Below are 24,237 nucleotides of genomic sequence, written 5' to 3'. Positions count from 1 at the left end.
CGCGCTCCACCGGGACGGTCGCCGGGATCGTCCACGGGGAGTGCCGAAAGGCCCGCCGAACCGCCGGATGAAATACCGGCAACGGCTTTGTGCGAAGTTCCTGGGCCCGCCCGGAAAAGGTCACGGATATCAACCTCGGAGCAGGGTGATGTTCGGGTGATGTTCCGCGGCCGGAATATCACCCGGCGCCGCGGGTGAATCGCCGTGTTCACCCGCTCCCCGGGTTTCTGGCGCGCGCTACGGGGGCAACACTTTCCTCATGCATTCCGACGCTCCGCACGTTCTGGTGATCATCCAGAACCTGCCGTTCAGGATCGACCGCCGGGTCCGGTCCGAGTGCCGCGCGCTGACGGACGCCGGGTACCGCGTGAGCGTCGTCTGCCCGCAGGAGGACCCCGACGAGCCCGCCCGGTTCCAGGTGGACGAGACGACGGTCTACTCGTACGCCCCGCCGCCGGACTCCCGGGGCGTGATGGGCTACGTCCGCGAGTTCCTCGTCTGCTGGTGGCGGACGGCACGGGCCTCGGGCCGTGTGCACCGCGACGCGCCGTTCCAGGTGATCCAGGCGTGCAACCCGCCGGACACCTACTGGCTGCTCGCCCTGCTCTGGCGGCTGCGGCGCGGGGTGCGCTTCGTCTACGACCAGCACGACCTGTGCCCCGAGGTGTACCTCGCCAAGTTCGGCCGGCAGGACCTGCTGTACAGGGCGCTGCTGCTCCTGGAGCGCGCGACGTACCGCACCGCGGACCACGTGATCTCGACGAACGGCTCGTACCGGCAGATCGCGCTGGAGCGCGGCAAGGTCGACCTGAGCCGCAGCTCGGTGGTGCTCAGCACGCCCGACGCCGACCTGATGCGCAAGGGCGACCCCGAGCCGGGGGCCCGTGACCTGGGCAAGCACCTCGTGTGCTACGTGGGGATCATGGGCTCGCAGGACGGCGTGGACCGGCTGCTGGCCGCCATCGAGCACGTGGTGCGCGTGCGCGGCCGCACCGACGTGCGCTTCGCGCTGCTCGGCTTCGGTGACGCGCTGGAGGAGCTGCGCGCGGACTGCACGCGCCGCGGCCTGGACCTCTGGGTGCACTTCACCGGCCGGGTCGACCACGCGGCCATCGGCCGGTGGCTGTCCAGCGCGGACCTGGGTGTCACCCCGGACCCGCCGAGCGAGTTCAACGACCGCTCCACCATGAACAAGACCCTCGAGTACATGGCGCACGAGCTGCCCGTCGTGGCGACCGACCTGACCGAGACCCGCCGCAGCGCGGGCGACGCCGGGCGGTACGTGGCCGGGAGCGACCCCGCCGCGTTCGGCGACGCGATCCTCGAGATCCTCGACGACCCCGACCGCGCCCGGCGGATGGGCCTGGCCGGGCGCGCCCGGATCGAGGGCGAGCTGTCCTGGCGCCGGCAGGCGGAGACCTACGTGCGCGTGTTCGACACGGTGACGGGTCGCACGCGCACATTGTCCGAGAAGCGCGGATGAATGTTCGTCGCGGCTTTTCCGACGCCCATCGCGCATTTCTCTTTCACCCCTGGGTGAAACCCGCCCCGGGTGAATAAACGTCGACCACGGGTGATTTCGAAAGGCCCCGGCCAGTTCGCCGCGAGGCCGGGACGTACATTGATCGGAGCCAGGATGACAACACTCCGGGCCGATCCGAGCTGATACCGGAAGAAGGCAGCATGGACCAGAGACTCTTGCGGGCGGCCGTGGTGGGCGCCGGCTACTGGGGACCCAACCTGGCACGCAACTTCGCGGCGTCCGACCGCTGGGAGCTGGCCGCCGTCTGCGACCTCGACGCGGACCGCGCCGCCCGGGTGGCCCGCGCGAACGGCCGGGCCGACGTCGAGACGTCGCTCGACGCGCTGCTCGCCCGGGACGACGTCGACGCGGTGGCCATCGCGACGCCCGCGCGGACGCACCACGCGATCGCGCTGGCCGCGCTGCGCGCCGGCAAGCACGTGGTGGTCGAGAAGCCGATCGCCGACCGCGCGGCGGCGGCCACCGAGATGGTCGCCGAGGCGCGCGACCGGGGCCTGGTGCTCATGACCGACCACACCTACTGCTACACCCCGGCGGTCCGGAAGATCCGGGAGCTCGTGGCGGGCGGCGACCTGGGCGAGATCCTCTACATCGACTCCGTCCGGATCAACCTCGGCCTGGTCCAGCCCGACGTCGACGTGTTCTGGGACCTGGCGCCGCACGACCTCTCGGTCATCGACTTCATCCTGCCCGGCGGCCTGCAGCCCGAGTCGGTGGCGGCGCACGGCGCCGACCCGATCGGCGCGGGAAAGTCCTGCGTGGGCTACCTGGTGCTGCCCCTGCCGGGCGGCGCCGTGGCGAGCGTGCACGTGAACTGGCTCAGTCCCACCAAGGTGCGGCGGATGACCATCGGCGGGTCGCGCCGCACGCTCGTGTGGGACGACCTGAACCCGCAGCAGCGGATCAGCGTCTACGACCGCGGCGTGGACCTGGAGACCCAGGCCTTCGACAGCCTGGAGCGCCGGGCCGCCACGATCTCCTACCGCCTGGGCGACACCTGGTCGCCCGCGCTGGAGGAGCGCGAGGCGCTCGGGTCGATGGTGGGCGAGCTCGCCGAGGCCATCCAGGGCGAGCGCCCGGCCCTGACCGACGGCGCCGCGGGCCTGCGCGTGCTCGACGTGCTGGAGGCCGCGGACCGCAGCCTCGCCACGGGCGGCGGCGTGACCCGGGTCGAGACCGGCGCACGCACGCCGGTGCTCGCGGGCGGGCCCGCCGGGAACGGAGCGGCCGCATGAGCGCGCTGAGCGGGACGCGCGTGCTGGTCACGGGAGGCGCGGGGTTCATCGGCAGCCACCTGGTCGACGAGCTGGTGCGCCGGGGCGCGGCGTCGGTCACCGTGGTGGACAACCTGGTCAACGGCCGGCGCGAGAACCTGGCCCATCACCTGGGAGACGGCGAGACCACGGTGCGCCTCGCCGCCGACGACATCCGCAGCGCGGCCGCGCTCGCGCTGGTCGACGACGCGGACGTCGTCTTCCACCTGGCCTGCCTGGGGGTGCGGCACAGCCTGCACGACCCACGCGAGAACCACGAGGTCAACGCGACCGCGACGCTGGAGCTGCTCGAACGGGCGCGCGCCGCGGGCGTGGGCCGGTTCGTGCACGTGAGCTCCAGCGAGGTGTTCGGCACCGCGCAGTACGCCCCGATGGACGAGCGGCACCCGACCTGGCCCGAGACCGTCTACGGCGGGTCCAAGCTCGCCGGGGAGGCGTACGCGCGCGCCGCGTTCCGCACCCACGGCATGCCCGTCGTGGTGGTCCGGCCGTTCAACACCTTCGGCCCACGCAGCCACTTCGAGGGCGACAGCGGCGAGGTGCTGCCGCGCACCATCGTGCGCGCCCTGTGCGGCCTGCCCGCCTTCGTCTACGGCGACGGCGAGCAGACGCGCGACTTCCTGCACGTCAGCGACACCGCGCGGGGCCTGGCCGACATCGCGGAGTGCGACGCCGCCGTGGGCCGCACCGTGAACGTCGGCTCGGGCGCCGAGGTGACGATCAACGAGCTGGTGACGACGGTCGCCCGCCTCGCCGGGCGGCCCGACCTCGAGCCGGAGCGGCTGGAGGCGCGCCCGGGCGACGTGCGCCGCCTGCTGGTCGACAACACCCTGGTCCGGGAGCTGACCGGGTTCGAGCCGCGGACCACCTTCGAGCAGGGCGTCGCCGACCTGGTCGACTGGTTCCGCAGCCGGCCGGAGAGCCCCGAGGAGATGCTGAGCCGCATCGAGGACCGCAACTGGGTCGCGCCCGCGAGCGCCCCCGCGGGGGTGGTCGCATGACCGCCGTGGAGGAGGGCCTGCAGCGCGTCGACGTCATGAAGCCCTGGCTCGGCCCGGAGGAGGTCGCCGCCGTCACCGAGGTGATCGAGTCCGGCTGGGTGGCGCAGGGCCCGCGGGTCGCCGCCTTCGAGACGGCGTTCGCGGAGGCGATGCGCGCCCGCGCCGCCGTCGCGACGTCGAGCTGCACCACGGCGCTGCACCTCGCCCTGGTCGTCGCCGGCATCCGGGCGGACGACGACGTCGTGGTCCCGTCGTTCTCGTTCGTCGCCACGGCGAACGCCCCCACCTACGTGGGCGCGCGCCCCGTCTTCGCGGACGTGGACGCCGCCACCGGCAACCTCACCGCCGAGACGGTGGCCGCCGCCCTCACGCCCGCCACCCGCGCGGTGATCGCGGTGGACCAGGCCGGCGTGCCGGTCGACCTCGCCGCGATCCGCGAGCTGTGCGACCCGCGCGGCATCGTGGTGATCGAGGACGCCGCGTGCGGCGCCGGCTCGACCTACCGCGACCGCCCCGTCGGGGCGGGGGCCGAGATCGCCGCCTGGTCGTTCCACCCCCGCAAGATCCTCACCACCGGCGAGGGCGGGATGATCACCACCAGCCGCCCGGACTGGGCCGCCCGCGCGCGGCGCCTGCGCGAGCACGCCATGAGCGTCTCGGCGGCGGACCGGCACGCCTCCCTCGTCTCCCCGCCGGAGGAGTACGACGAGGTCGGGTTCAACTTCCGGATGACCGACCTGCAGGCCGCCGTCGGCCTGGTGCAGCTCGGCCGCCTCCCGGCGATCGTGGCCCGACGGCGCGAGCTCGCCGCCCGCTACCGCGAGGCGCTGGCCGACGTGCCCGGCCTGCGCCTCGTCGAGGACCCGGCCTGGGGTCGCGCCAACGTGCAGTCGCTGTGGGTCGAGGTGCTGCCCGGGTACCGCCTCGACCGGGAGGGCCTGCTCCTGGCGCTCGCCTCGGCGGGCGTCTCGGCGCGCCGCGGCATCATGGCCGCGCACCGGCAGCCGGCCCATGCCGACCGGGGTCATGTGCCGCTGCCCGTGACGGAGCGGCTCACGGACCGCACGCTGATCCTGCCCCTGTTCCACCAGATGACGGACGCCGAGCTGGGCCGCGTGGTCGAGGTGCTCCGCGGGTACGGGGGGCAGTGAGGTGGCGGCGAGCTGGGGCGGGCCGCTGCTGCTGGTGGGGGCGAGCGGGCTGGCCCGCGAGGTGCTCCCTGTCGTGGCCGAGGCCGGGCACGACGTGCTCGGCGTGCTCGACGATCGCCACGCCGACCTGCCGCCCACGGTCGGCGGGGCGCCGGTGCTGGGGCCGGTGAGCGCCGCCGCGGAACATCCCGGCGTCCGCCTGCTGCTGTGCGTCGGCCCGAGCCGCACCCGTGCCGCCGTGCACGCACGGCTGGACCCGGCGGCCGCGTACGCGCGCGTCGTCGACCCGTCGGTGCGCAACCCCGCCGGGTGCCCGGTCGGGAAGGGTTCGGTGCTGCTGGCCGGCGTCACGATCACCGCGGACGCCGTCCTCGGCGCGCACGTCGTCGCGATGCCCGGGGTGACGGTCACGCACGACTGCGTGCTGGACGACTTCGCGACGCTCGCCGCCGGGGTCTCCCTCGGTGGGGGCGTGCGCGTGGGCCGCGCCGCCTACCTGGGCATGAACGCCGCGGTGCACCCCGGTGTCCGGATCGGCGCGGGCGCCGTGGTCGGCATGGGGGCCGTGGTCCTGACCGACGTGCCGGACGGCGAGACCTGGGCCGGTGTCCCGGCGCGGCGCCTGGTGCGGGAGGTGGCGCGATGACCACGGTCCGGGCCCCGCTCCCGCTGCGCACGCGCCCGCTCGTCTCGGTCGTGGTGCCGCACTACAACTACGGGCAGTACCTACCCACCTCCGTCGGCTCCGTGCTCGCCCAGGAGGGCGTGGACGTCGAGGTCATCGTGGTCGACGACACGTCGACCGACGGGAGCGTCGCCGTCGCGCGCGAGATCGCCGCGTCGGACCCGCGCGTGACGCTCGTCGAGCACGAGCAGAACCTGCGGCACATCCGCACCTACAACGACGGGCTCGGCCGGGCCCGCGGCGACTACGTGGTGCTCCTGTCGGCCGACGACGCCCTCGCGCCCGGCGCGCTCGCCCGCGCCGCGGCCCTGCTGGAGCACGACCGGCGGATCTCGCTGGTCTACGGCCTCGTGACCGACTTCGACGGCGCGCCGCCCGCGTTCACGCCCGCCCGGACCTGGTGGACCGTCTGGGAGGGCGAGCAGTGGGTGGGCCACGTCGCCCGCCGCGGGCGGAACATCCCGACCAACCCCGAGGTCGTCATGCGCCGGTCCGTCTACGACGCGATCGGCGGCTACGAGGCCGCGCTGCCGCAGGCCGCCGACATGTACATGTGGCTGCAGGCCGCCGCCCGCGGCCGGATCGGCCGCGTCAACGGGCCGGTCCAGGCCTACTACCGGCAGCACGACGCGAACATGCACAACGTCCAGTTCGGCGGCAACCTCGACAACTGGCGCTCCGTCCTCGAGACCTTCGACCTGTTCTTCCGCGAGGACGGGCACCTGCTGCGCCGCCCCGGCCGCCTCCGCGCGCGGGCCGACGCGGCCGTCGCACGCGAGGTGGTGCTCGCCTCCACGCTGCTGCCCCCGGGGCCCGACGGTGCCGAGCACCGCGCGCAGCTCCTGCGGCTGGCCCGCGAGGCCGACCCCGGCGTCGTCCGGTCGCCGGCCTGGCAGTGGGCGCGGCTGGCCGGGCGCGCCGAGCACCGGTCGCGGCTCGGCGTCGAGGCCGTCGAGTCGCTGCGCTGGAAGGTCCGCGGCCAGCTCCTCGCGAGGTTCGGGACATGAGCAAGGGCGCCAGCCTCAGCGGCCGCGTCGGCAACGCCCTGCGCTGGAGCACCACCGGCACCGTCGTGGTGCGGCTGGGCAACCTCGGCCTGGGCATCGTCATCGCCCGCATCGTGTCGCCGGAGGAGTTCGGCCTGTACGCGATCGCCCTGACCGTGCAGAGCGTGGTCATGGCCCTGGCGGACCTCGGCCTGAGCGCCGACCTGGTGCGCAGCCCCGACTTCGAGCGGCGCACCGGCCCCGTCGCGGTGCTCGGCCTGGTGACCGGCGGCACGCTCACCCTGCTCACCGCGCTGTCCGCGCCCGCGCTCGCCTCCGCGATGGGCGGCCCCGGCGCGGCCGGACCCATCGCGATCCTGGCGGCGACGTTCCTGCTGGCCGGGGTCGGCGTCGTCCCGTTCGCCACGCTCCAGCGGAAGCTCGACCAGCGCGGGCTGTTCCGCTCCAACGCCGTCGACTTCGGCGTGGGCGCCGTGGTGACCCTCGTGCTGGCGGTGCTCGGCTACGGCCTGGTCGGCCTGGCAGTGGGCCGGGTCGCCGGCCAGGCGTGCGGCGTGGCCGTGCAGTTCTGGCTCACGCGGACCCGGCTGCGGTTCTCCTGGGACCCGACGGTGGCCCGGTCGGTGCTTGCGTTCGGCCTGCCCGTCGCGGCCGCGAACCTGCTGTCCTGGGTGCTGCTCTCGGTCGACCGCGTGGTGCTCGGCAACCTGGCGGGCGCCGTCGAGCTGGGGTTCTACGTGCTCGCCGCGAACATCTCGACGTGGCCCATGACGCTGGTGGGCCAGGCCCTGCGGTCGGTCACGCTGCCCGCCTTCTCCCAGGTGCGCGAGCGCGCCCGCGCCGCGCTCGTGCCGCTGCTCGGGCCCGTGTGGTGGGCCGTCGTGCTGGCGGCGGCCATGCTCGCGGCGCTGGCCCACCTCGTGGTCGTGCTCGTCTACGGCGCCCGGTGGGAGCCGGCCGCGCAGATCCTGGTGCCGCTGGCCGTGGTCGGCGCGGTGCGCGTCGTCTCGGACGTCCTGGCCGGCTACCTCTACGCCCTGGGCCGCTCGCGCGGCGTCCTCGCGGTGCAGGTGGTCTGGCTCGTGGCCCTGGTGCCCGCCGTCGTGCTCGGCGCGCGGGCGGCCGGGAGCATCGGCGTCGCCGTGGCGCAGGCCGCCGTCTCCGTGGGCGTGCTGGTGCCCGCCTACCTGGTGCTGCTGCGCCGGTCGCGGGACGAGGTCGGCGCGCTGACCTGGGCCCTGGCCGTGCCCGGGCTGGCCGGGGCGGGCGCCGTGGCCGCGGGCCTGCTGGCCGCCGACCGGGTCGACGACCCGCTGCTCGGCGGCCTCCTCGCGGGGGCGGTCACCCTCACGCTCTACGCGGCCGCGACGCTCGCCTGGGTGCGGCCGCGCTGGCGCGCCGCCCGCACCGCCCTCGACGGCCCGGACGACGCTCCGGCCGAGGTGCCGGACGAGGTGCCGGACGAGGTGCCGGCCGCCGCGCCCGCCGGGACTCCCGGCGAGGCCCTGGATCTTCTGCCGGACGCCGTCCCGGCTGCCCCACCGAGAGGAACGACGCGATGACCGAGACCACGACCACCACCACCCCCGCGCCGCCGCGGGCGCCCGTGCCCTTCCTGGACCTGGGCGCCCAGACCGCCGAGGTGGAGGCCGACGTCCGCGAGCGCTGGGACGAGATCCTGAGGACGTCCGGGTTCGTGCTGGGGCCGGACGTCGAGCGGTTCGAGCGCGAGTTCGCCGCCTACAGCGGGGCGCACCACGCCATCGGGGTGGGCAACGGCACGGACGCCCTGGAGATCGGTCTGCGGGCGGCCGGGATCGGCCCGGGCGACGAGGTGATCGTCCCGGCCAACACGTTCTTCGCGACGGCGGAGGCGGTGCTGCGCTGCGGCGCCCTGCTGGTGCCCGCCGACGTGGACGACGACTTCCTGCTGGACCCCGAGGACGTGGCCGGCCGGCTGTCGGCGCGCACCCGGGCCGTCGTCGGCGTGCACCTGTACGGGCAGATGGCGCCGGTGGCGCAGCTCCGCGAGCTGGTGGGCCCCGACGTCCTGCTGGTCGAGGACGCCGCCCAGTCCCAGGGCGCGAGCCGGGACGGGTTCCGGTCCGGCGGGGCGGGCGACGTGGCCGCGACCAGCTTCTACCCGGGCAAGAACCTGGGCGCGTTCGGCGACGGCGGCGCGGTGCTGACGTCGTCCGACGACGTGGCCGAGCGGGCCCGCCGCCTGCGCAACCACGGCGGCGTCCACCGCTACGAGCACCTGGAGGTGGGCGCCAACTCGCGCCTCGACTCCCTCCAGGCCGCCGTGCTGTCGGCCAAGCTGACCCGGCTCGACGCGTGGAACCTCCAGCGGTCGGAGGCCGCGGCCCGGTACGGGGCCCTGCTCGCCGACGCGTTCCGGGACGTGCCGGAGCTCGTGGCGCCGCGCGAGCTGCCGGGGGCCACGCACGTGTGGCACCTGTACGTGGTGCGGACGCCGCACCGGCCCGCGGTGTCCGCGGCGCTGTCGGCGGCCGGGATCGGGCACGGCATCCACTACCCCGCCCCCGTCCACCTCCTGCCCGCGACGACGCACCTGGGCTTCCGGCCCGGCACCGCCCCGCGGGCCGAGGCGCACGCCGGCCAGATCCTCTCCCTGCCGATGTTCCCGGGGATCACCGCCGACCAGCAGGAGCACGTGGTGCGCACGCTGCACGCCGCCGTGACGGGGCGGGCCGCACCCGCGGGGGTGGCACCGTGAGCGCCGCCGGGGCCGGGGCCCTCGACCGCGCGGCCGCCGCGTGGCGCGCCCGGGTGGACCGCGACGCGACGGGCGGGCCGGGGCTCGGCGCCCGGGTCGTGGGCACGCTCGGCTCCTGGGTCCGGTCGCCGTTGGCGCCCCGGTCGTTCCGCCGGCGGCCGCCGTCGGCCCCGCAGCTCCGGCCCCGGGTCTCGGTGGTGGTGCCGTGCTACGACTACGGCCGGTTCCTGCCGCAGACGGTGGGCAGCCTCGTGAGCCAGGAGGGGGTCGACGTCGAGGTGGTCGTCGTCGACGACGCCTCCACGGACGACAGCCTCGCCGTCGCGCAGGCCCTCGCGGCCCAGCACCCGGGGGTGACGGTGCTGGCGAACGAGCGCAACCTGGGGCAGGTCGAGTCGTTCAACCGCGGCTGGGAGCACAGCACGGGCGAGTTCGTGGTGCGGCTCGACGCCGACGACATGCTGCCGCCCGGCGCGCTCGCGCGGGCGACGGCGCTGCTGGAGCAGCACCCGGAGGTCGGGCTCGTCTACGGCCACCCGCAGCACTTCGACGACGGCACCCCGCCCGTCCCGGCGCTCGGCGAGCTGTCCTGGACCGTCTGGGACGGCCGCGCGTGGCTGGCGGAGCGGTGCCGCACCGGCGTCAGCTGCATCACCTCCCCCGAGGTGGTCATGCGGTCCGACCTGCTCAAGGACGTCGGCCCGCTGGACCCGCACCTGCGGTTCACGATGGACGTCGAGATGTGGCTGCGGCTCGCCGCCGTCGGCGACGTCGGCTACGTGGGCGGCGCCGACCAGGCGCTGCACCGCGAGCACGCGGGCAGCCTGAGCGTGAACGAGGGCTCCGGCGCGCTGCTGGACCTGCGGGCCCGCGCGGACGCGTACGACCGGCTGTTCGCGAACGTCGGTCACCGGCTCGCCGGCGCGCACGGGCTGCACGACCGGGCGCGGTCCGCGCTCGCCCAGGACGCCCTGCGGTACGCCGCGGCGGCGGCCGACCGGGCCGAGTCGCCGACGCCCTACCTGGAGCTCGCGGCCACCGTCTGGCCGGGCTCGCGGGACTGGCCCTCGGCCGCCCGGATCGCCCGCCGGGCGGCGCGCGCCGCGCGGACGGGCCGGGCCGGGTACGGCGCCGTCGTCCGCCGGATCTCGCGCCGCGCCCGGGCCGAGCTGATGTACCTGCGCTGGGCCACGTCCGGCCTGTGACGGCACCCGACGAGTGACCGCGCCCGTGAACCACGAGGGGGACCACCGATGAACCGGCTGACCAAGGCCACCGCGCGGCTGCGCCGCCTGCGCCGCGTGGGCGCGCGCGGGCTGGCCCAGCGCGTCGCCGCGCGCGCCTACCGGACCACGGACGCCGCGTCGCTCGGCTTCCAGCTCGACGCCGCGGACATCGCGGACGACGTCCCCGGGTCGCTCCCGACGCCGGAGCCCGTGCCCGGCGACCGGCCGCTGACCGTGGGCTGGGTGACGTCGCCGCCCGCGGCGGGCTCCGGCGGCCACACCACCCTGTTCCGCATGGTCGAGGGGCTGGAGGCGCGCGGGCACAAGTGCGTCGTGTTCCTCTACGACCGGCACGGCCTGGACGTCGACCAGCGGACCGCCGAGCTGCGGCACGGCTGGCCCGGCGTGCGCGCCGAGGTGCGGGACGCCCGCGCCGGCATCACCGGCATGGACGCCGTGGTCGCGTCGTCGTGGGAGTCCGCGCACGTCATCGTGGCCCGGACCCCGCGGCCCACCCGGCGGCTGTACTTCATCCAGGACTACGAGCCGTACTTCTACCCGCGCGGGTCCGAGTACGAGCTGGCCGCGATGACGTACCGGTTCCCGTTCCGGCGCATCGCGCTCGGCGACATGGTGGCCGGCTGCCTCACGGCCGAGCTGGGACAGAGCAGCGACGTGGTGCCGTTCGGCTGCGACACCGACACGTACCGGCTCCCCGACGTCGAGGTGCCCCGGTCCGGGGTGGTGCTCTACGCGAAGCCCGACGTCGGGCGCCGGGGCTACCTGCTCGCCCGCCTCGCCCTCGACCGCTTCCACCGCGCGCACCCCGAGCAGGAGATCCATGTCTACGGCTCGCGCCCCGCGGACCTGACGTTCCCCGTGACGTACCACGGCCGCCTCACCCCGGCGGAGCTCAACGCCCTGTACGGGCGGGTCGTGGCGGGGCTGGCGATGTCGTTCACCAACATCTCGCTGGTGGCCGAGGAGATGCTGGCCGCCGGCGTCGTGCCCGTCGTCAACGACTCGCCGCTGGCGCGCGCCGACCTGCCCAACCCGTACGTGGGGTGGGCCGAGCCGACGGCGGCGGGCATCGCCGCCGGCCTCGCCGCCGCCGTGGAGCGGCCCGACGCCGCCGCGTACGCGGCCAAGGCCGCGGCCAGCGTCGTGGGCCGGTCCTGGGGCCCGGCGCAGGACGCCGTGGCCCGCATCGTGGAGGACGAGGTCCGTGGCGCGCCGCACGGCTGACGGCCGGCGGCCCGGGTCAGCGGCGCCGGGCGCGCGTCTCGAGCACGGCGATGAGCGCGAACGTGGCGCTCGCGCCGAGCAGGCCCGCCATCCCGGCGGCCCGCATCGTCGAGCCCCCGACCTGGTGCACGACCAGGGACTCCGGGGCGACCGTCACGGTGATGTCGTTGACGGGCACCACCCCGGCGTCGCGCTGCAGCCGGTCCAGCTCGTCGGCGATCTGCGCGACGATCTCGTCCTGCCGGGACTCGACCTCCTCGGCGGTGGCCGCGACGACCTCGACGTACAGCACCTGCTCGGCGAAGTTGGGGGCCCACTGGCCACCCGTGTCGGGCAGCCGGATCGACCAGCCGTCGCGCGTCCCCTCGCCCACCAGGGTCGCGTCGGGCGACGCGTACTTGGTGACCTTGGCCGGCCCGGCCACCGCCTTGGCGACCGCGCCGGCCGTGATGATCAGGTCCTCGGACGTGGTGCGCAGCGCGTTCGGGTAGGCCTTGCTCGCGGGTGCGAGGAAGACGACCTGGGTACGGCTCCAGTACACGCCGTCGTCCAGCGTGGTGGTGTACACGAGCCCGAGCGTGGCCACGGCTCCCGCGAGCAGGACGGGCCAGCGCCGCAGCGCCGCACGTATCAGGTCCCACAACGTCATAGCTTCTCCGCGATTTCCTGGAGCGGGCGAAATTCGCGTCGGAGTTCCGCGACTCGTTCCTTTACCCGCCCTCGGCACGATACCTTTGTCGAGCGCGGCGTGATACGCCCGGAAAGGGTGAACAAATGTCATTCCTCGACGTGATTGCAGCTTTGGGCCGCCGGTGGATCGTCACCGTCGTGGGCCTGCTCGCCACCGCCGGCCTCGTGTACGGGGCGAGCACCATCGAGCCCCCGGTCTACACCGCACGCGCGCTGGTCCTGCTGGTGCCGTCCGAGCAGGTCGTCGGCGAGGGCGGCAACCCGTTCCTGGCCCTCGGCGGGCTCGACCTGCCCGCCCGCGTGGTGGTCGCGTACTACGAGAGCGACGTGGCCAAGGAGCGGTTCAGCTCGGGCTCGCCCGACGCCGAGTACGTCGTGGCCATCGAGGAGTCGACCCGTGGCCCGGTGATCTCGGTCGACGTGACCGACGCCAGCCCGGCGGCCACCCTGGAGACCCTGGAGCTGCTCACCTCGTCGATCCCGGTCGAGCTGGAGCGCCTCCAGGAGGAGGTCGACGCGCCCAAGAACACCGTCGTCTCGACGCTGGTCCTCGCCAAGGACGAGCGGGCCAAGACCGACAACAGCGGCACCGTCCGCATGGTCATCGCCGCCGGCGGTCTCGGGCTGGTGGCGACCGTGGTCGCGGCCGTCGCCGTCGACGGGCTGGTCCGCAGCCGGACGCGGGGGCGCAGGCCGGCCGACCCGGCCCCCGGGGACCCTGCCGCCGGGGACCCGGACGAGCCGGCGCCCGCGGCGGGGTCGAAGCCCGCCGCGCCGAACCCGGACGCGAAGCTCGACCCCCGGCCGGCGGACCCCAGGTCACCGGCTGCCAAACCCCTGGCGGCCAAGCCGCCGACCGTGCGGCTGCCCGCCGTGCGGCCGCCGTCGGTGCAGCCGCCGGCGGGCCGGCCGGCGGACGACCGCGCCCTGCCGTCCTGGCCCAACCTCCCGCTCGACTCGCGTGACCGCCGCCGGGACGACGCGGCCGCCCGGGCGTCCTCCGCGGAGTCCCGGTGACCCAGACCCGGCCTGCCGCCGAGCGGCGGCACGCCTCGCCGCCGCGGCCGGTGCCGCGGCGGAGGATGCGGCCCGACGTCGTCACCTGGCTCTCGGTCTACCTGCTCCTGCTGTTCGCCATCCCCTCCAAGCTGGTGATCGGGCCGCTCGGCAGCGCGGGCGCGCCGTCGATGGTCGTCGGCCTCGCCAGCCTGCTGCTGTGGGTGCTCACCGGCGTCGGGGCCGCCCGGCCCCGGCTGAGCGGCCCCCGGCTGATCCGGGTCTCGCTCGCCCTGTTCCTGTTCAGCGTCGGGGTCACGTACGTCATCGCCATGTCCCGGCCGGTCGTGTCCAACGAGGTGAGCCCCGCCGACGTCGCGATCCTGGCGCTGCTCGGGTGGTCCGGGGTGCTCCTGCTGGCGCACGACGGCATCACCTCGGTCGCGCGGCGCGACGAGCTGGTGTGGCGGCTGGCGCTGGCGGGCGGGGCGCTGGCCGTGCTCGGGCTGGCGCAGTTCGTGCTCGGCGAGCTGCTCGTGGACCGGCTCGTCGTGCCCGGCCTGACGCTCACCTCGCCCTACGAGCTCGGCGAGCGCAACGGGCTGATCCGCCCGCAGGGCACGGCGACGCACGCGATCGAGTACGGCGTGCTCGTGACGATGCTGCTGCCGCTGACCCTGCACGTCGGCTTCGAGCACACGGAGCGCCGGCCGCTGCTGCGGTGGGCGCCCGCGGCGGCGACGCTCGTCCTGGTGCCCGCGTCCGGTTCCCGGTCCGCCTACGTGGGCGCCGCGATCGCCCTGGTCATCATGCTGCTGGGCTGGAAGGGCCCGCGGCGCCGGATCATGCTCGGCGTGACCGCCGTCGGCGCCGTGGCCGGCATGGTGGTCGCGCCGGGCATGCTGTCCTCGATGCTCGGCCTGTTCACCGGCGCGTCCGAGGACCCGAGCGTCACCTCCCGGACCGGCTCGTTCGACCTGGCGGGCGAGTTCATCGCGCGGGACCCCCTGTTCGGGCGCGGGCTGGGCACGTTCCTGCCGACCTACCGGATCTTCGACAACCAGTACCTCCTGCTCCTGGTGACGATCGGCCTGGTGGGCACCGTCCTGTTCCTCGGCATCTGCGCGGCCACGGTGCGGGTGCTCCTGCGGGTGCGACGGCGCAGCGCGGGCACCGACCCCAGGACGTCCGACCTCGCCCTGGCCCTCACGGCCTCGGTGGTCGTCGGGTTCGTCAGCCTGCTCTTCTTCGACGCGTTCGCGTTTCCGATGACGATGGGCGCGCTCTTTCTCCTCGTCGGTGTCGCGGGTTCGCTGCGCGCCCAGGCATAGCCCTGCGGGGATAACCCCGAGAATCACCCGGAGAATCACCCGGGAATGCATTTCGCGCCGGAGTGCCGTCGTTCACGATGAACAAATGATCAATCTCTGCTTTCACGGCATCGGGACGCCGCCGCACGACGCCCCGGCCGAGGAGGCCGCCTACTGGATCGGCACGGACACGTTCCGGCGCGTGCTCGACGTGGTCGCCGTCCGGCCGGACGTGCGGCTCAGCCTCGACGACGGCAACGCGTCCGACGTCGAGGTGGCGCTCCCGGAGCTGGTCGAGCGCGGGCGGACGGCCGACTTCTTCGTGATCGCCGGCCGCCTGGGCCACGCGGGGTCGCTGTCCGCCGGGGACGTGCGCGCGCTGCGCCGGTCCGGGATGGGCGTCGGGTCGCACGGCATGCACCACCGCGTCTGGCGCCGGCTGCGCCCGGCGGAGCTGCGGGAGGAGCTCGTCCTGGCCCGCGAGCGCCTGGAGGACGTGCTGGAGGAGCCGGTACGCACCGCGGCCTGCCCGCTGGGCCGTTACGACCGGACCACCCTGACCGCGCTGCGGAAGCTGGGCTACACGCGGGTCTACACCAGCGACCGGGCGCTGGCCCGGCCGGGGTCCTGGCGGCAGGCGCGGTTCAGCCTCCGCGCGACCGACACGGCCGACGACGTCGCCGCGTGGCTGCGGCACGGGGACCGGTACACGGTCCGCGCGGCGGACCGGGCCCGGACGTTCGTCAAGGGGCTGCGCTGATGGGGGCCGAGGTCGCGGCGGTGGTCGTGACGTACAACAGCGCCCGGCACATCGACGCCCTGCTCGACAGCCTGCCGGCGGCGTTCGGCGACGTGCCGTACACGACGGTGGTGGTCGACAACGGGTCGACGGACGAGACGCTCACGCTGCTGCGGCGCCGGGGCGACTGCAGCGTGGTGGAGAGCGTCAACGACGGCTACGGCGCGGGGATGAACAAGGCGGTGCGGTACTCCCCGGAGTCGGCCGCGATCCTGGTGCTCAACCCGGACGTGGAGCTCGACGCCGGCTCGGTCCCGCGGATGCTGGACGTGCTGCGCCGACGCGGGGTCGGCATCGTGGTGCCGCGCACGCGCGAGGCGGACGGGAGCCTGTCGCCGACGCTGCGCCGCACGCCCACGGTGGCCCGGGCCGGCGGGCTGAGCTTCACGCGGCTGCCGGCCTTCGCCGAGCGGATCGAGGACCGGCGGGCCTACGCGACCGAGCACCTGGTGGACTGGGCCGTCGGTGCGATCTGGCTCGTCGACCGGGAGTGCTTCGACGCCCTGGGCGGGTTCGACGAGTCGTACTTCCTCTACTCCGAGGAGACGGACTTCGCGCTCCGCGCGCGGGACCGCGGCTGGCGCTCCCTCTACACGCCGACGGCGGGCGCCATGCACATCGGCGGCGGCTCGGGCACGAGCCACGAGACGCACACCATGCTGATGCTGAACCGGGTGCGCCTGATCCGGCGCCGGCGCGGCACGCGCGCGGCCTGGATGTACTACACGGTGACCCTGCTGGTGGAGCTCCGGCGCGGCCTGCTGGGCCACCGCGCGTCGTGGCCCACGCTGCGGGCCCTGGTCCGCCCGGCCCGGCGCCCGGCGGCGCTCGGCGCGAGCGACGAGGTGCTGCCGCGATGAGCGGGCCGGTGGCGTCCGTCGTCGTGCCCGCGCACGACGAGGAGCGCACGATCGGCCGCCTCCTGGACGCGCTGTGCGCCGTCCCGGGGCTGCTGGAGGTCGTGGTGGCCTGCAACGGGTGCACGGACGGGACGGCGGCCGTGGCCGCGGGGTATCCCGTGACCGTCCTCGACCTGCCCGAGCCCTCCAAGGCTCGCGCGCTGCGCGCCGCCGACCGGGTGGCCGGCACGTTCCCACGGGTGTACCTGGACGCCGACGTCGAGATCACGGCCGACGGCGTGGCCCGGCTCGCGGCCGCGGCGGGCCCCGGGGGTGCCGCCGTGGCGGCGCCGTCGCGCACCATGCCCCGCACCGGGGTGACCCTGCCGGCGCGCTGGTACTACGACGTCTGGGAGGCGCTGCCCACGGTGCGCTCGGGCCTGTTCGGGCGCGGGGTGCTGGCCGTGTCCCGGGAGGCGGCCGGCCGGATCGCCGCGCTGCCCGAGGTGATGGCCGACGACCTGGTGCTGTCCGAGGCGTTCGCCCCGCACGAGCGCATGGTGGTGGCGGACGTCGCCGTCGTCGTGCACCCGGCGCGCACCCTGCGCGACCTGGTGCGCCGCCGGGCGCGCGTGACCACCGGGAACGTCCAGGCGGACCGCGCGGGCCTGCGCGGGGCCGAGGCGCGGACCTCGCTCGGTGACCTCGGCCGGGTGGTCCGGGAGCGCCCGGGCCTGGCGCCCAAGGTCCCTGTGTTCCTCGGCGTGGTGCTGGCCGGGCGGCTGCGTGCCCGCACGGCGGTGCGCGCGGGCGACTTCACCACGTGGGAGCGGGACGCGAGCTCCCGGGTCTGACGGGCGGAGGCCTGAAGGCGGCGGGGCGGCTCAGTTGCCGCTGCCGCCGCACTCGATCGGGTCCACGGGCGTGGTGCGGCCCTCCTGGTCGACCGTCACGGTGTGTGCCTGCCAGGCCGTCAGCGCAGGACACAGGACGTCGACGGGTCCGTAGCCCCAGGTGTCCTGCACCACCTGCAGGTTGCGCACGCTGCCCTCGGTGCCGGCCCGGAACGCGTAGCCGCCGCCCTCGACCAGCAGCCCGTCGACGGTCAGCGACGTGTTGCCCTGGCCGCTCGGGTAGAAGAAGGGCGCGGTGCCGTAGCAGTCGGCGGTCTCGCGCATGACGATCCGGGTGTTGCGGACGGTCAGGCTGCCGCCGCCGTAGCCCTGGATGCCGTCGCCGTGCCAGTCGGTGCAGACGTCGGGCGGGACCACCCGGATGAACGAGTCCTCCACGACCACGTCGCCGCACTGCTTGGCGCCCACGCGGATGCCCTCGGGCACGCCGTCGATCACCACGTCGCGGACCGTGAACCCGCCGTTGCCGATCACCTGCCGGTCGCCGTCCCCGGTCCGGACGTCGCTCCGGACGAACTCGGACTGCTCGATCAGCAGGCCGGACCCGCACACCGGGGTGTCGTCGTTGACCACCTTGGACCCGACGGCCTGCACGCGCCGCAGCGTCACGTCCTGGGCGTCGACGTAGATGGTGCCGTCCGTGATCCGCAGGTCGCTGACGACGGTGCCCGGCTCGCTGATCCGGAGGTCGCCCGTGTGGGTGCGCCGCGGCGTCCACGCGTCGGGCAGCCCGGCGGTCTCGGGCAGGGGGAACGTGAGCGCCGCGGCCTCCACGACGGGGTCCGGCGGGTCGCCGGACGGCGTGGGCGCGGCGTCCTGCTCCGTGCCGCCGGAGGGGGCGCCCGGGCCGTCGGGGGACGTCGCCTGGGACACCGCGACCGTGCTCAGCGCGGCAGCGACCAGCGCTCCGACGACCCATCGGAGCGGCACCCACCAGGACGACCGGCCCATGCGAGTCATCCTGGCACGCCGGTCGTCGTCGCTCATCCCGTGGCCTGTGCCCCGGCCGCGGGCCGGGCCGCGGCGACCTGCTCGTAGAGCTCCACCATCCGGTCGACCCGCCGGTCCCAGAGGTGCTCGGCCACCGCGTGCGCGCGGGCCGACTCGCCCATGCGCAGCCGCAGGTCCGGCTCCGTGACCAGGCGGCGCACCACGGCGGCGACGTCGCGGGCGAGCTGGTCCGGCGACTCGGCGGGCAGCCGGAACGCGCAGGCGTCGGTCACGTTCGCGCCCGGGCCGCCGCGGTCGCACACCACGAGCGGCAGCCCGTGCGACATCGCCTCCAGCGCGACGGCGCCGCCCGGCTCCCGGTAGCTCGGGAAGACGAAGACGTCGGCCCGCTCGTAGAAGCGGTCGACCTCGGCGCGGGGCACCGCCCCGTGCAGCGTCACCCGGTCGGCCAGCCCCAGCTCCCGCACCAGGTCGGCGCACGCCTGCCGGTCGTTGCCGTCCCCGACCACGTCGAGCACCACGGGCAGGTCGCGCAGCGCGGCCATGGCGCGGATCACGTCGCGCGCGCCCTTGGTCCGCACCAGCCGGCCGACGTGCAGCAGCCGCACCGGGCCCGAGCGGCCCCTGCGGTCGATCACGGGCCTGGCCGCGTGCAGGGCCACCTCGCGGAGGGTCTCGAACCGCCGCAGCCGCACGTCGCCCAGGACCTCCTGGACGTAGGGGGCGATGCCCACCACGCAGTCGGCGGACTCGTAGGTGGAGCGCAGGAGCGGGTCGTACCGCAGCCGCAGCCGGTCCAGCGCGCGCAGCCGCTGATACCACGGGACCACCTCCTCCCGGGCGAACGCGGGCGGGGACTCCAGGCTGCCGCCGACCGGTCCAACCACCAGCGGGATGCCGAGTCCGGCGGCGGGTGACGGGTAGCGCATCGCCACGGGCGCCGCCTGGTGCGCCACGTCGAACCGCTCGCCCGCCGCGAGCCGGCCTCGGACCCAGCGGCGCGCCCGCACGTAGAACGGCACGTACGCCGGCTGGAGCAGGCTGTTGAGCCGCTCCGCGCGGTGCACCAGCGGCGGCTCCGGCCACTCGACCACGCGCACGCCGGGAAGCTGCCGCGACGGCGGCACGTGGCCCTTCTTGTAGGTGGACAGGAGCGTCACCCGGAACCGCTCGGAGAGCAGGCTCGCCCACTGGTGGGCGAGCCAGGACTCGCCCACGTCGTTGCCGTCGCACGCGGGGGCGACCAGCAGCACGCTGGCCACGCGAGGGGATCCGGTTTCGTTCACAGCCACCAACCGATAGTGACGGCTGCCGCTCGCCGAATGCAGCCCCGGGCCGGGTGAGAACAGGGGTGAGAAATGCGCCCCGGGCAACCCCAAGGCCCTCTTTTCGGGGTCATACTCGCCGACGTGGCACATTCGAAAGATGTCGAGCTCGCGCCCGTCACGACGGACGACCTGCCGCGGGTGGGCGAATTCCTGAGCGTTTATCTTGACGGTTCCCTCACCCCGGGGCAATGGGCGCGCTCCCTGCGGCCCACCTGGACCACGAGCCACCCCGACCACGGGTTCCTGCTCACGTCCGAGGGCCGGGTCGTGGGCGTGTACGCGGCCCTCTACTCGGAGCAGGACGGACCCGGCGGGCCGCGCGCCGTGTGCAACGTCGCGGCCTGGTGCGTGCTCGACGAGTACCGTCACCACTCGCTGCGGCTGCTGCGCGCCATGCTCGCCCAGCGCGACCGCGAGCTCACCGACCTGTCCCCCAGCGGCACCGTGGTGCCGCTGAACGAACGGCTCGGGTTCCAGCACCTCGACACGGCGGGCGCGCTCGTGGTCAACCTCCCGCTGCCCTCGCCGGGCGTGCGCCTGCTGACCGGCCGGGCCGACATCGAGGCCGCACTTTCGGGCCCTGACCTGGCCGCCTACCGCGACCACGCCGACTCCGCCGCCGCGCGGCACGTGGTGGCGGTCGTCGACGGCAGGCCGTGCTGGGTGGTGTTCCGCGCCGTGCGGCGCAAGCGGCTGCGCCTGTTCGCCTCCGTGCTCCACGTGAGCGACCGCGAGCTGTTCCGCGCCGCGGCGCCCGCCGTCTACCGGCACGTCCTGCTCGCGCACGGGCTGCCGTTCACCCTGCTGCAGACCCGGGTCTGCGGGCCGCGCCCGTGGCACTCCGTGCCGCTGTCCGCGCAGCGGCCGACGATGTACCTGAGCCGCACCGGCCAGCCGCCGGAGTCGGTCAGCTACCTCTACAGCGAGCTCACCCAGGTGCCGTGGTGAGAGGGCGCGCCGAGGTGAAATCGCCGACCCGGTAGGCAATTCACCAGTACGCGCACCCCGGGACAGGGATGAGTTTTTGTTAGATGCACGGTAATTCACCTCCCACACCTGATACGAATCAATTCGCCCACGGCCCGCACGGCGCCCCGCGATCCTTTTTTCACCCATTCTGGGTTCACCCGCTTTTCGGCCCTATTCACCCGTCACCCACCTGACGAAAATCGTCGCGCGCGCTTTACCGTGATCTTCGTGACGACCATCCATCAGCATCTCGAGCAACAGGCGCGCCTGCGGCCCGACGCGCCCGCGCTGTCGGCCCGGGACGCGACCCTGACGTACGCGCGGCTGTGGCAGGGCGTGCGCCGGGCCGCGGTCCGGCTCACCGGGCTCGGTGTGGCCCGGCACGACCGGGTGGCCGTCTTCCTGGAGAAGCGGTTCGAGACGGTCGAGGCCCTCTGGGGCACCTCCGTGGCCGGCGGCGTCTTCGTCCCCGTCAACCCGCTGCTCAAGGGCCGGCAGGTCGCCCACGTCGTGCGCGACTCCGGCGCCCGGGTGCTCGTCACCTCGGCCGGCCGGCTGAGCGCCGTCCGCGACCACCTCGGCGACACCGGCCTGACCACGGTGCTGCTCGTCGACCCGGCCGACGGCGGCGTGCCGGACGACCTGCCCCAGGTGCCCGGGCTCACGGTGCTCCGCTGGGCCGACGGCGGGCACGAGGCCGACGGCGGGCCGCTGCCCGACGAGCCCGCGCCGTCCGGCCCGGACACCGACATCGCCGCGATCCTGTACACGTCCGGCAGCACCGGCGCCCCGAAGGGCGTCGTCCTGTCGCACCGCAACCTGGTCGTGGGCGCCACCAGCGTCTCGGGCTACCTGCACAACACCGCCGACGACGTGCTGCTCGCGGTGCTGCCGCTGAGCTTCGACGCCGGCCTGAGCCAGCTCACCACCGCGTTCGCCGTCGGCGCCCACGCGGTGCTGCTCGACTACCTGCTCCCCCGGAACGTCACCGCGGCGTGCGAGAAGTACGGCGTCACCGGCATCACCGGCGTGCCGCCCCTGTGGACGCAGCTCGCCTCGGTCGAGTGGCCGTCGGGCGCCCGGTTCGCGCTGCGCTACTTCGCCAACACCGGCGGGCGCATGTCCGGCGCGCTGCTGCACGAGCTGCGTGAGCTGTTCCCCGCGGCCGCGCCGTACCTGATGTACGGGCTCACCGAGTCGTTCCGGTCCACCTACCTCGACCCCGCGCAGGTCGACGCGCGCCCCGACTCGATCGGGCGGGCCATCCCGAACGCGGAGGTGCTGGTGCTGCGCCCGGACGGCACCCCCTGCGCGGCGGACGAGCCGGGCGAGCTGGTGCACCGCGGCAGCCTTGTCGCGCTCGGCTACTGGAACGACCCGGAGCGAACGGCGGCACGGTTCCGCCCTGTGCCCGGGTACGACGAGCCGTGGCGCGCCGTGCCGGAGCCGGCCGTGTGGTCGGGCGACACCGTGGTGCGGGACGCCGACGGCTACCTGTACTTCGTGGGCCGCGCCGACGAGATGATCAAGACCTCCGGGTACCGCGTGAGCCCCACCGAGGTGGAGGAGGCGGCACTGGCCACGGGCCTGGTGCGCGAGGCGGTCGCGATCGGCGTGCCGGACGCCCGGCTGGGGCAGCGGATTGCGCTCGCCTTGCTGGCGCCGGAGCCCGTCGACACCGACCGGCTGCTCAAGGAGATGCGGCAGTCGCTGCCCACCTTCATGCTGCCGGCCCAGGTCCACGTCGCTGCTGCGTTCCCCCGCAACCCCAACGGCAAGCTGGACCGCCCGGCGATCCGTGCGGAGCTGGTCGCGGAGGTGGCCGGATGACCGCGCAGCCGCTGGTCGCGCCGCACCCCGCCGTGGCGGCCGTGCCCGTCTCGGGCGACGAGATCCTCGTGGGCGGGGTACCCCTGACGCGCCTGGCCGCCCGGGTCGGGTCCACGCCGTTCTTCGCGTACGACCGGCAGCGGATCACCGACCGGGTCGGCGAGGTCCGGGCCGCGCTCGGTGACGCGGTGCGGCTCGGGTACGCCGTCAAGGCCAACCCGATGCCCGCCGTCGTGCAGCACCTGGCCGGGCTGGTCGACGCGCTCGACGTCGCCTCCGCGCACGAGATGCACACCGCCCTGGACACCGGGACGGACCCGCGGCGGATCAGCTTCGCCGGCCCCGGCAAGACACCGGACGAGATCCGCTCGGCGGTCGCCGCCGGCGTGCTCGTCGAGCTCGAGTCGCAGACCGAGGCCCGCCGCGTCGTGGCGGCCGGGGAGGCGCTCGGCGTCGTCCCCCGGGTGGCGATCCGCGTCAACCCCGACTTCGCGGTCCGCGGCTCCGGCATGCGCATGTCCGGCGGCCCGCAGCAGTTCGGCGTGGACGCCGAGCAGGTCCCCGACCTGCTGCGGTACCTGGCCACGACCGGCGTCGACATGGCCGGGTTCCACGTGTTCGCGGGGTCCCAGAACCTCGACGCGGAGCTCATCGCCGGCGCGCAGCGGGCGACGGCCGACCTGGTCGTCGCGCTCGCCGAGCACGCGGCCGGGCCGGTGCGGTACGTGAACCTGGGCGGCGGCCTGGGCATCCCGTACTTCCCCAAGGACCGGCCCGTCGACCTCGCCCGCGTGGGCGAGACCCTCGCCGCCGTGGTCGCCGGGCAGATCGCCCCGGCGCTGCCCGAGGCCGACGTGCACATCGAGCTGGGCCGCTACCTCGTCGGCGAGGCGGGCAGCTACGTGACCCGCGTGATCGACCGCAAGGTCTCCCGCGGCCGCACCTACCTGGTGGTCGACGGCGGCATGCACCACCAGCTCGCCGCGTCCGGGAACCTCGGTCAGGTGATCCGGCGCAACTACCCGGTGCTGGTCGGCAACAGGATGGCGTCGGCCGAGAGCGAGCAGGCCACCGTCGTCGGCTGTCTCTGCACCCCGCTCGACCTGCTGGCGGACGACGTACCCCTGCCCCACGCCGAACCGGACGACCTCGTGGTCGTGCTCCAGGCGGGGGCGTACGGCCTGACCGCCAGCCCGACCGCCTTCCTGGGCCACCCGGCACCCGCCGAGGTCCTGGTGTGAGGCGGAGGTGCAGCGAAGGGCGGGGGCCGAGGAACGAGGCACCCGTCCGCAGCGGAACCGCAGCCTCACACCACAAGAACACAGTGTGAGGCGGAGGTGCAGCGAAGGGCGGGGGCCGAGGAACGAGGCACCCGCCCGCAGCGGAACCGCAGCCCCACCACGAAGACACAGCCTGACCCCCTGACAGGAGAGACATGATGAGCAGCGACGTGACAGACGGCCCCGTGGGCACCACGACCGGTGAGGTGGCCCTCTCCGACGTGCTCGAGGTGCTCGGCGCGGTGCTCGGGATCGAGGACCGCGTGGCCTCGTTCGACGCCGCCACCCCCCTCTTCGGCGACCTGCCCGAGCTCGACTCGCTGGCGGTCCTGGAGCTCGTGACCGCCCTCGAGGACCGGTTCGGCATCACCGTGGACGACGACGAGCTCACCGGCGGGCTGCTGGAGACCGCGGGCAGCCTGCACGCGTTCGTCGGCGCGCGGGCGCGGTGACGGGAAG

General features: G+C 74.8%; 22 protein-coding genes. 19 read left to right on the top strand and 3 right to left on the bottom strand.

Features of this window, described 5'->3' with window-relative positions:
- Positions 1–259: 259 nt before the first annotated feature.
- The 10 genes from ACH45N_RS05315 (at position 260) to ACH45N_RS05270 (ending at position 11,872) form a co-directional block, all read left to right on the top strand.
- A complete protein-coding gene (locus ACH45N_RS05315; RefSeq protein WP_397391826.1) occupies positions 260–1,483 on the top strand; it encodes a glycosyltransferase family 4 protein in 1,224 nt (407 codons plus the stop codon).
- A 200-nt stretch (positions 1,484–1,683) separates the two neighbouring features.
- Positions 1,684–2,778 (top strand): Gfo/Idh/MocA family protein, encoded by a 1,095-nt coding sequence (locus tag ACH45N_RS05310; RefSeq protein ID WP_397391824.1) that lies wholly within the window; start codon positions 1,684–1,686, stop codon positions 2,776–2,778.
- On the top strand, positions 2,775–3,818 hold the full coding sequence (locus tag ACH45N_RS05305) for a dTDP-glucose 4,6-dehydratase (protein WP_397391822.1): 1,044 nt from the start codon (positions 2,775–2,777) through the stop codon (positions 3,816–3,818). The genes ACH45N_RS05310 and ACH45N_RS05305 overlap by 4 nt, the downstream gene beginning before the upstream one ends.
- Positions 3,815–4,969, top strand: a complete 1,155-nt coding sequence (locus ACH45N_RS05300) for a DegT/DnrJ/EryC1/StrS family aminotransferase (protein WP_397391820.1) — start codon at positions 3,815–3,817, stop codon at positions 4,967–4,969. The genes ACH45N_RS05305 and ACH45N_RS05300 overlap by 4 nt, the downstream gene beginning before the upstream one ends.
- A gap of 1 nt (position 4,970) precedes the next feature.
- On the top strand, positions 4,971–5,615 hold the full coding sequence (locus ACH45N_RS05295; RefSeq protein ID WP_397391818.1) for a NeuD/PglB/VioB family sugar acetyltransferase: 645 nt from the start codon (positions 4,971–4,973) through the stop codon (positions 5,613–5,615).
- Positions 5,612–6,661: a glycosyltransferase family 2 protein gene (locus tag ACH45N_RS05290; RefSeq protein ID WP_397391816.1), complete on the top strand. Its 1,050-nt coding sequence runs from the start codon at positions 5,612–5,614 to the stop codon at positions 6,659–6,661. Before ACH45N_RS05295 ends, ACH45N_RS05290 begins: the two co-directional genes overlap by 4 nt.
- A complete protein-coding gene (locus ACH45N_RS05285; RefSeq protein ID WP_397391814.1) occupies positions 6,658–8,223 on the top strand; it encodes an oligosaccharide flippase family protein in 1,566 nt (521 codons plus the stop codon). The genes ACH45N_RS05290 and ACH45N_RS05285 overlap by 4 nt, the downstream gene beginning before the upstream one ends.
- Positions 8,220–9,401 carry a DegT/DnrJ/EryC1/StrS family aminotransferase gene (locus ACH45N_RS05280; protein ID WP_397391812.1) on the top strand — a complete coding sequence of 394 codons (1,182 nt, stop codon included), beginning with the start codon at positions 8,220–8,222 and terminating at the stop codon, positions 9,399–9,401. The genes ACH45N_RS05285 and ACH45N_RS05280 overlap by 4 nt, the downstream gene beginning before the upstream one ends.
- Complete coding sequence (locus ACH45N_RS05275) at positions 9,398–10,606, top strand: glycosyltransferase family 2 protein (protein ID WP_397391810.1); 1,209 nt, start codon at positions 9,398–9,400, stop codon at positions 10,604–10,606. Before ACH45N_RS05280 ends, ACH45N_RS05275 begins: the two co-directional genes overlap by 4 nt.
- A gap of 48 nt (positions 10,607–10,654) precedes the next feature.
- Positions 10,655–11,872, top strand: a complete 1,218-nt coding sequence (locus ACH45N_RS05270; protein ID WP_397391808.1) for a glycosyltransferase family 1 protein — start codon at positions 10,655–10,657, stop codon at positions 11,870–11,872.
- Between the two features lie 16 nt (positions 11,873–11,888).
- Here ACH45N_RS05270 and ACH45N_RS05265 read toward each other — a convergent pair whose 3' ends face one another.
- Positions 11,889–12,521: a hypothetical protein gene (locus tag ACH45N_RS05265; RefSeq protein WP_397391806.1), complete on the bottom strand. Its 633-nt coding sequence runs from the start codon at positions 12,519–12,521 to the stop codon at positions 11,889–11,891.
- Between the two features lie 125 nt (positions 12,522–12,646).
- Here ACH45N_RS05265 and ACH45N_RS05260 point away from each other — a divergent pair, with 125 nt between their 5' ends.
- The 5 genes from ACH45N_RS05260 (at position 12,647) to ACH45N_RS05240 (ending at position 17,360) form a co-directional block, all read left to right on the top strand.
- Entirely contained in the window at positions 12,647–13,579 is a 933-nt protein-coding gene (locus ACH45N_RS05260; RefSeq protein ID WP_397391804.1) for a hypothetical protein, read from the top strand.
- The gene (locus ACH45N_RS05255) at positions 13,576–14,889 is read left to right on the top strand and encodes an O-antigen ligase family protein (RefSeq protein WP_397391802.1); all 1,314 of its coding nucleotides are present in this window, start codon (positions 13,576–13,578) and stop codon (positions 14,887–14,889) included. The genes ACH45N_RS05260 and ACH45N_RS05255 overlap by 4 nt, the downstream gene beginning before the upstream one ends.
- A gap of 85 nt (positions 14,890–14,974) precedes the next feature.
- The gene (locus ACH45N_RS05250) at positions 14,975–15,628 is read left to right on the top strand and encodes a polysaccharide deacetylase family protein (RefSeq protein WP_397391800.1); all 654 of its coding nucleotides are present in this window, start codon (positions 14,975–14,977) and stop codon (positions 15,626–15,628) included.
- Positions 15,628–16,527 (top strand): glycosyltransferase family 2 protein, encoded by a 900-nt coding sequence (locus ACH45N_RS05245; RefSeq protein ID WP_397391798.1) that lies wholly within the window; start codon positions 15,628–15,630, stop codon positions 16,525–16,527. The genes ACH45N_RS05250 and ACH45N_RS05245 overlap by 1 nt, the downstream gene beginning before the upstream one ends.
- On the top strand, positions 16,524–17,360 hold the full coding sequence (locus tag ACH45N_RS05240; protein WP_397391796.1) for a glycosyltransferase: 837 nt from the start codon (positions 16,524–16,526) through the stop codon (positions 17,358–17,360). Before ACH45N_RS05245 ends, ACH45N_RS05240 begins: the two co-directional genes overlap by 4 nt.
- A 30-nt stretch (positions 17,361–17,390) precedes the next feature.
- Here ACH45N_RS05240 and ACH45N_RS05235 read toward each other — a convergent pair whose 3' ends face one another.
- On the bottom strand, positions 17,391–18,371 hold the full coding sequence (locus ACH45N_RS05235; protein WP_397391794.1) for a hypothetical protein: 981 nt from the start codon (positions 18,369–18,371) through the stop codon (positions 17,391–17,393).
- 32 nt (positions 18,372–18,403) lie between these two features.
- Complete coding sequence (locus ACH45N_RS05230) at positions 18,404–19,633, bottom strand: glycosyltransferase family 4 protein (protein ID WP_397391792.1); 1,230 nt, start codon at positions 19,631–19,633, stop codon at positions 18,404–18,406.
- A gap of 147 nt (positions 19,634–19,780) precedes the next feature.
- On the opposite strand from ACH45N_RS05230, the gene ACH45N_RS05225 reads away from it, so the two are divergent.
- The 4 genes from ACH45N_RS05225 (at position 19,781) to ACH45N_RS05210 (ending at position 24,230) form a co-directional block, all read left to right on the top strand.
- Positions 19,781–20,647 (top strand): hypothetical protein, encoded by an 867-nt coding sequence (locus tag ACH45N_RS05225; RefSeq protein ID WP_397391790.1) that lies wholly within the window; start codon positions 19,781–19,783, stop codon positions 20,645–20,647.
- A 249-nt stretch (positions 20,648–20,896) separates the two neighbouring features.
- The gene (locus tag ACH45N_RS05220; protein WP_397391788.1) at positions 20,897–22,498 is read left to right on the top strand and encodes an acyl-CoA ligase (AMP-forming), exosortase A system-associated; all 1,602 of its coding nucleotides are present in this window, start codon (positions 20,897–20,899) and stop codon (positions 22,496–22,498) included.
- Entirely contained in the window at positions 22,495–23,739 is a 1,245-nt protein-coding gene (locus ACH45N_RS05215; protein WP_397391786.1) for a pyridoxal-dependent decarboxylase, exosortase A system-associated, read from the top strand. Before ACH45N_RS05220 ends, ACH45N_RS05215 begins: the two co-directional genes overlap by 4 nt.
- A gap of 197 nt (positions 23,740–23,936) precedes the next feature.
- The gene (locus ACH45N_RS05210; protein WP_397391784.1) at positions 23,937–24,230 is read left to right on the top strand and encodes an acyl carrier protein; all 294 of its coding nucleotides are present in this window, start codon (positions 23,937–23,939) and stop codon (positions 24,228–24,230) included.
- Positions 24,231–24,237: the final 7 nt, after the last annotated feature.

The sequence above is a fragment of the Promicromonospora sp. NPDC019610 genome (assembly GCF_044389365.1).
In the GTDB taxonomy this organism is placed as follows: Bacteria; Actinomycetota; Actinomycetes; order Actinomycetales; family Cellulomonadaceae; genus Promicromonospora.
The sequence above is the reverse complement of the archived record's forward strand: the minus strand, read 5'-3'. Positions and strand labels throughout refer to the sequence as shown.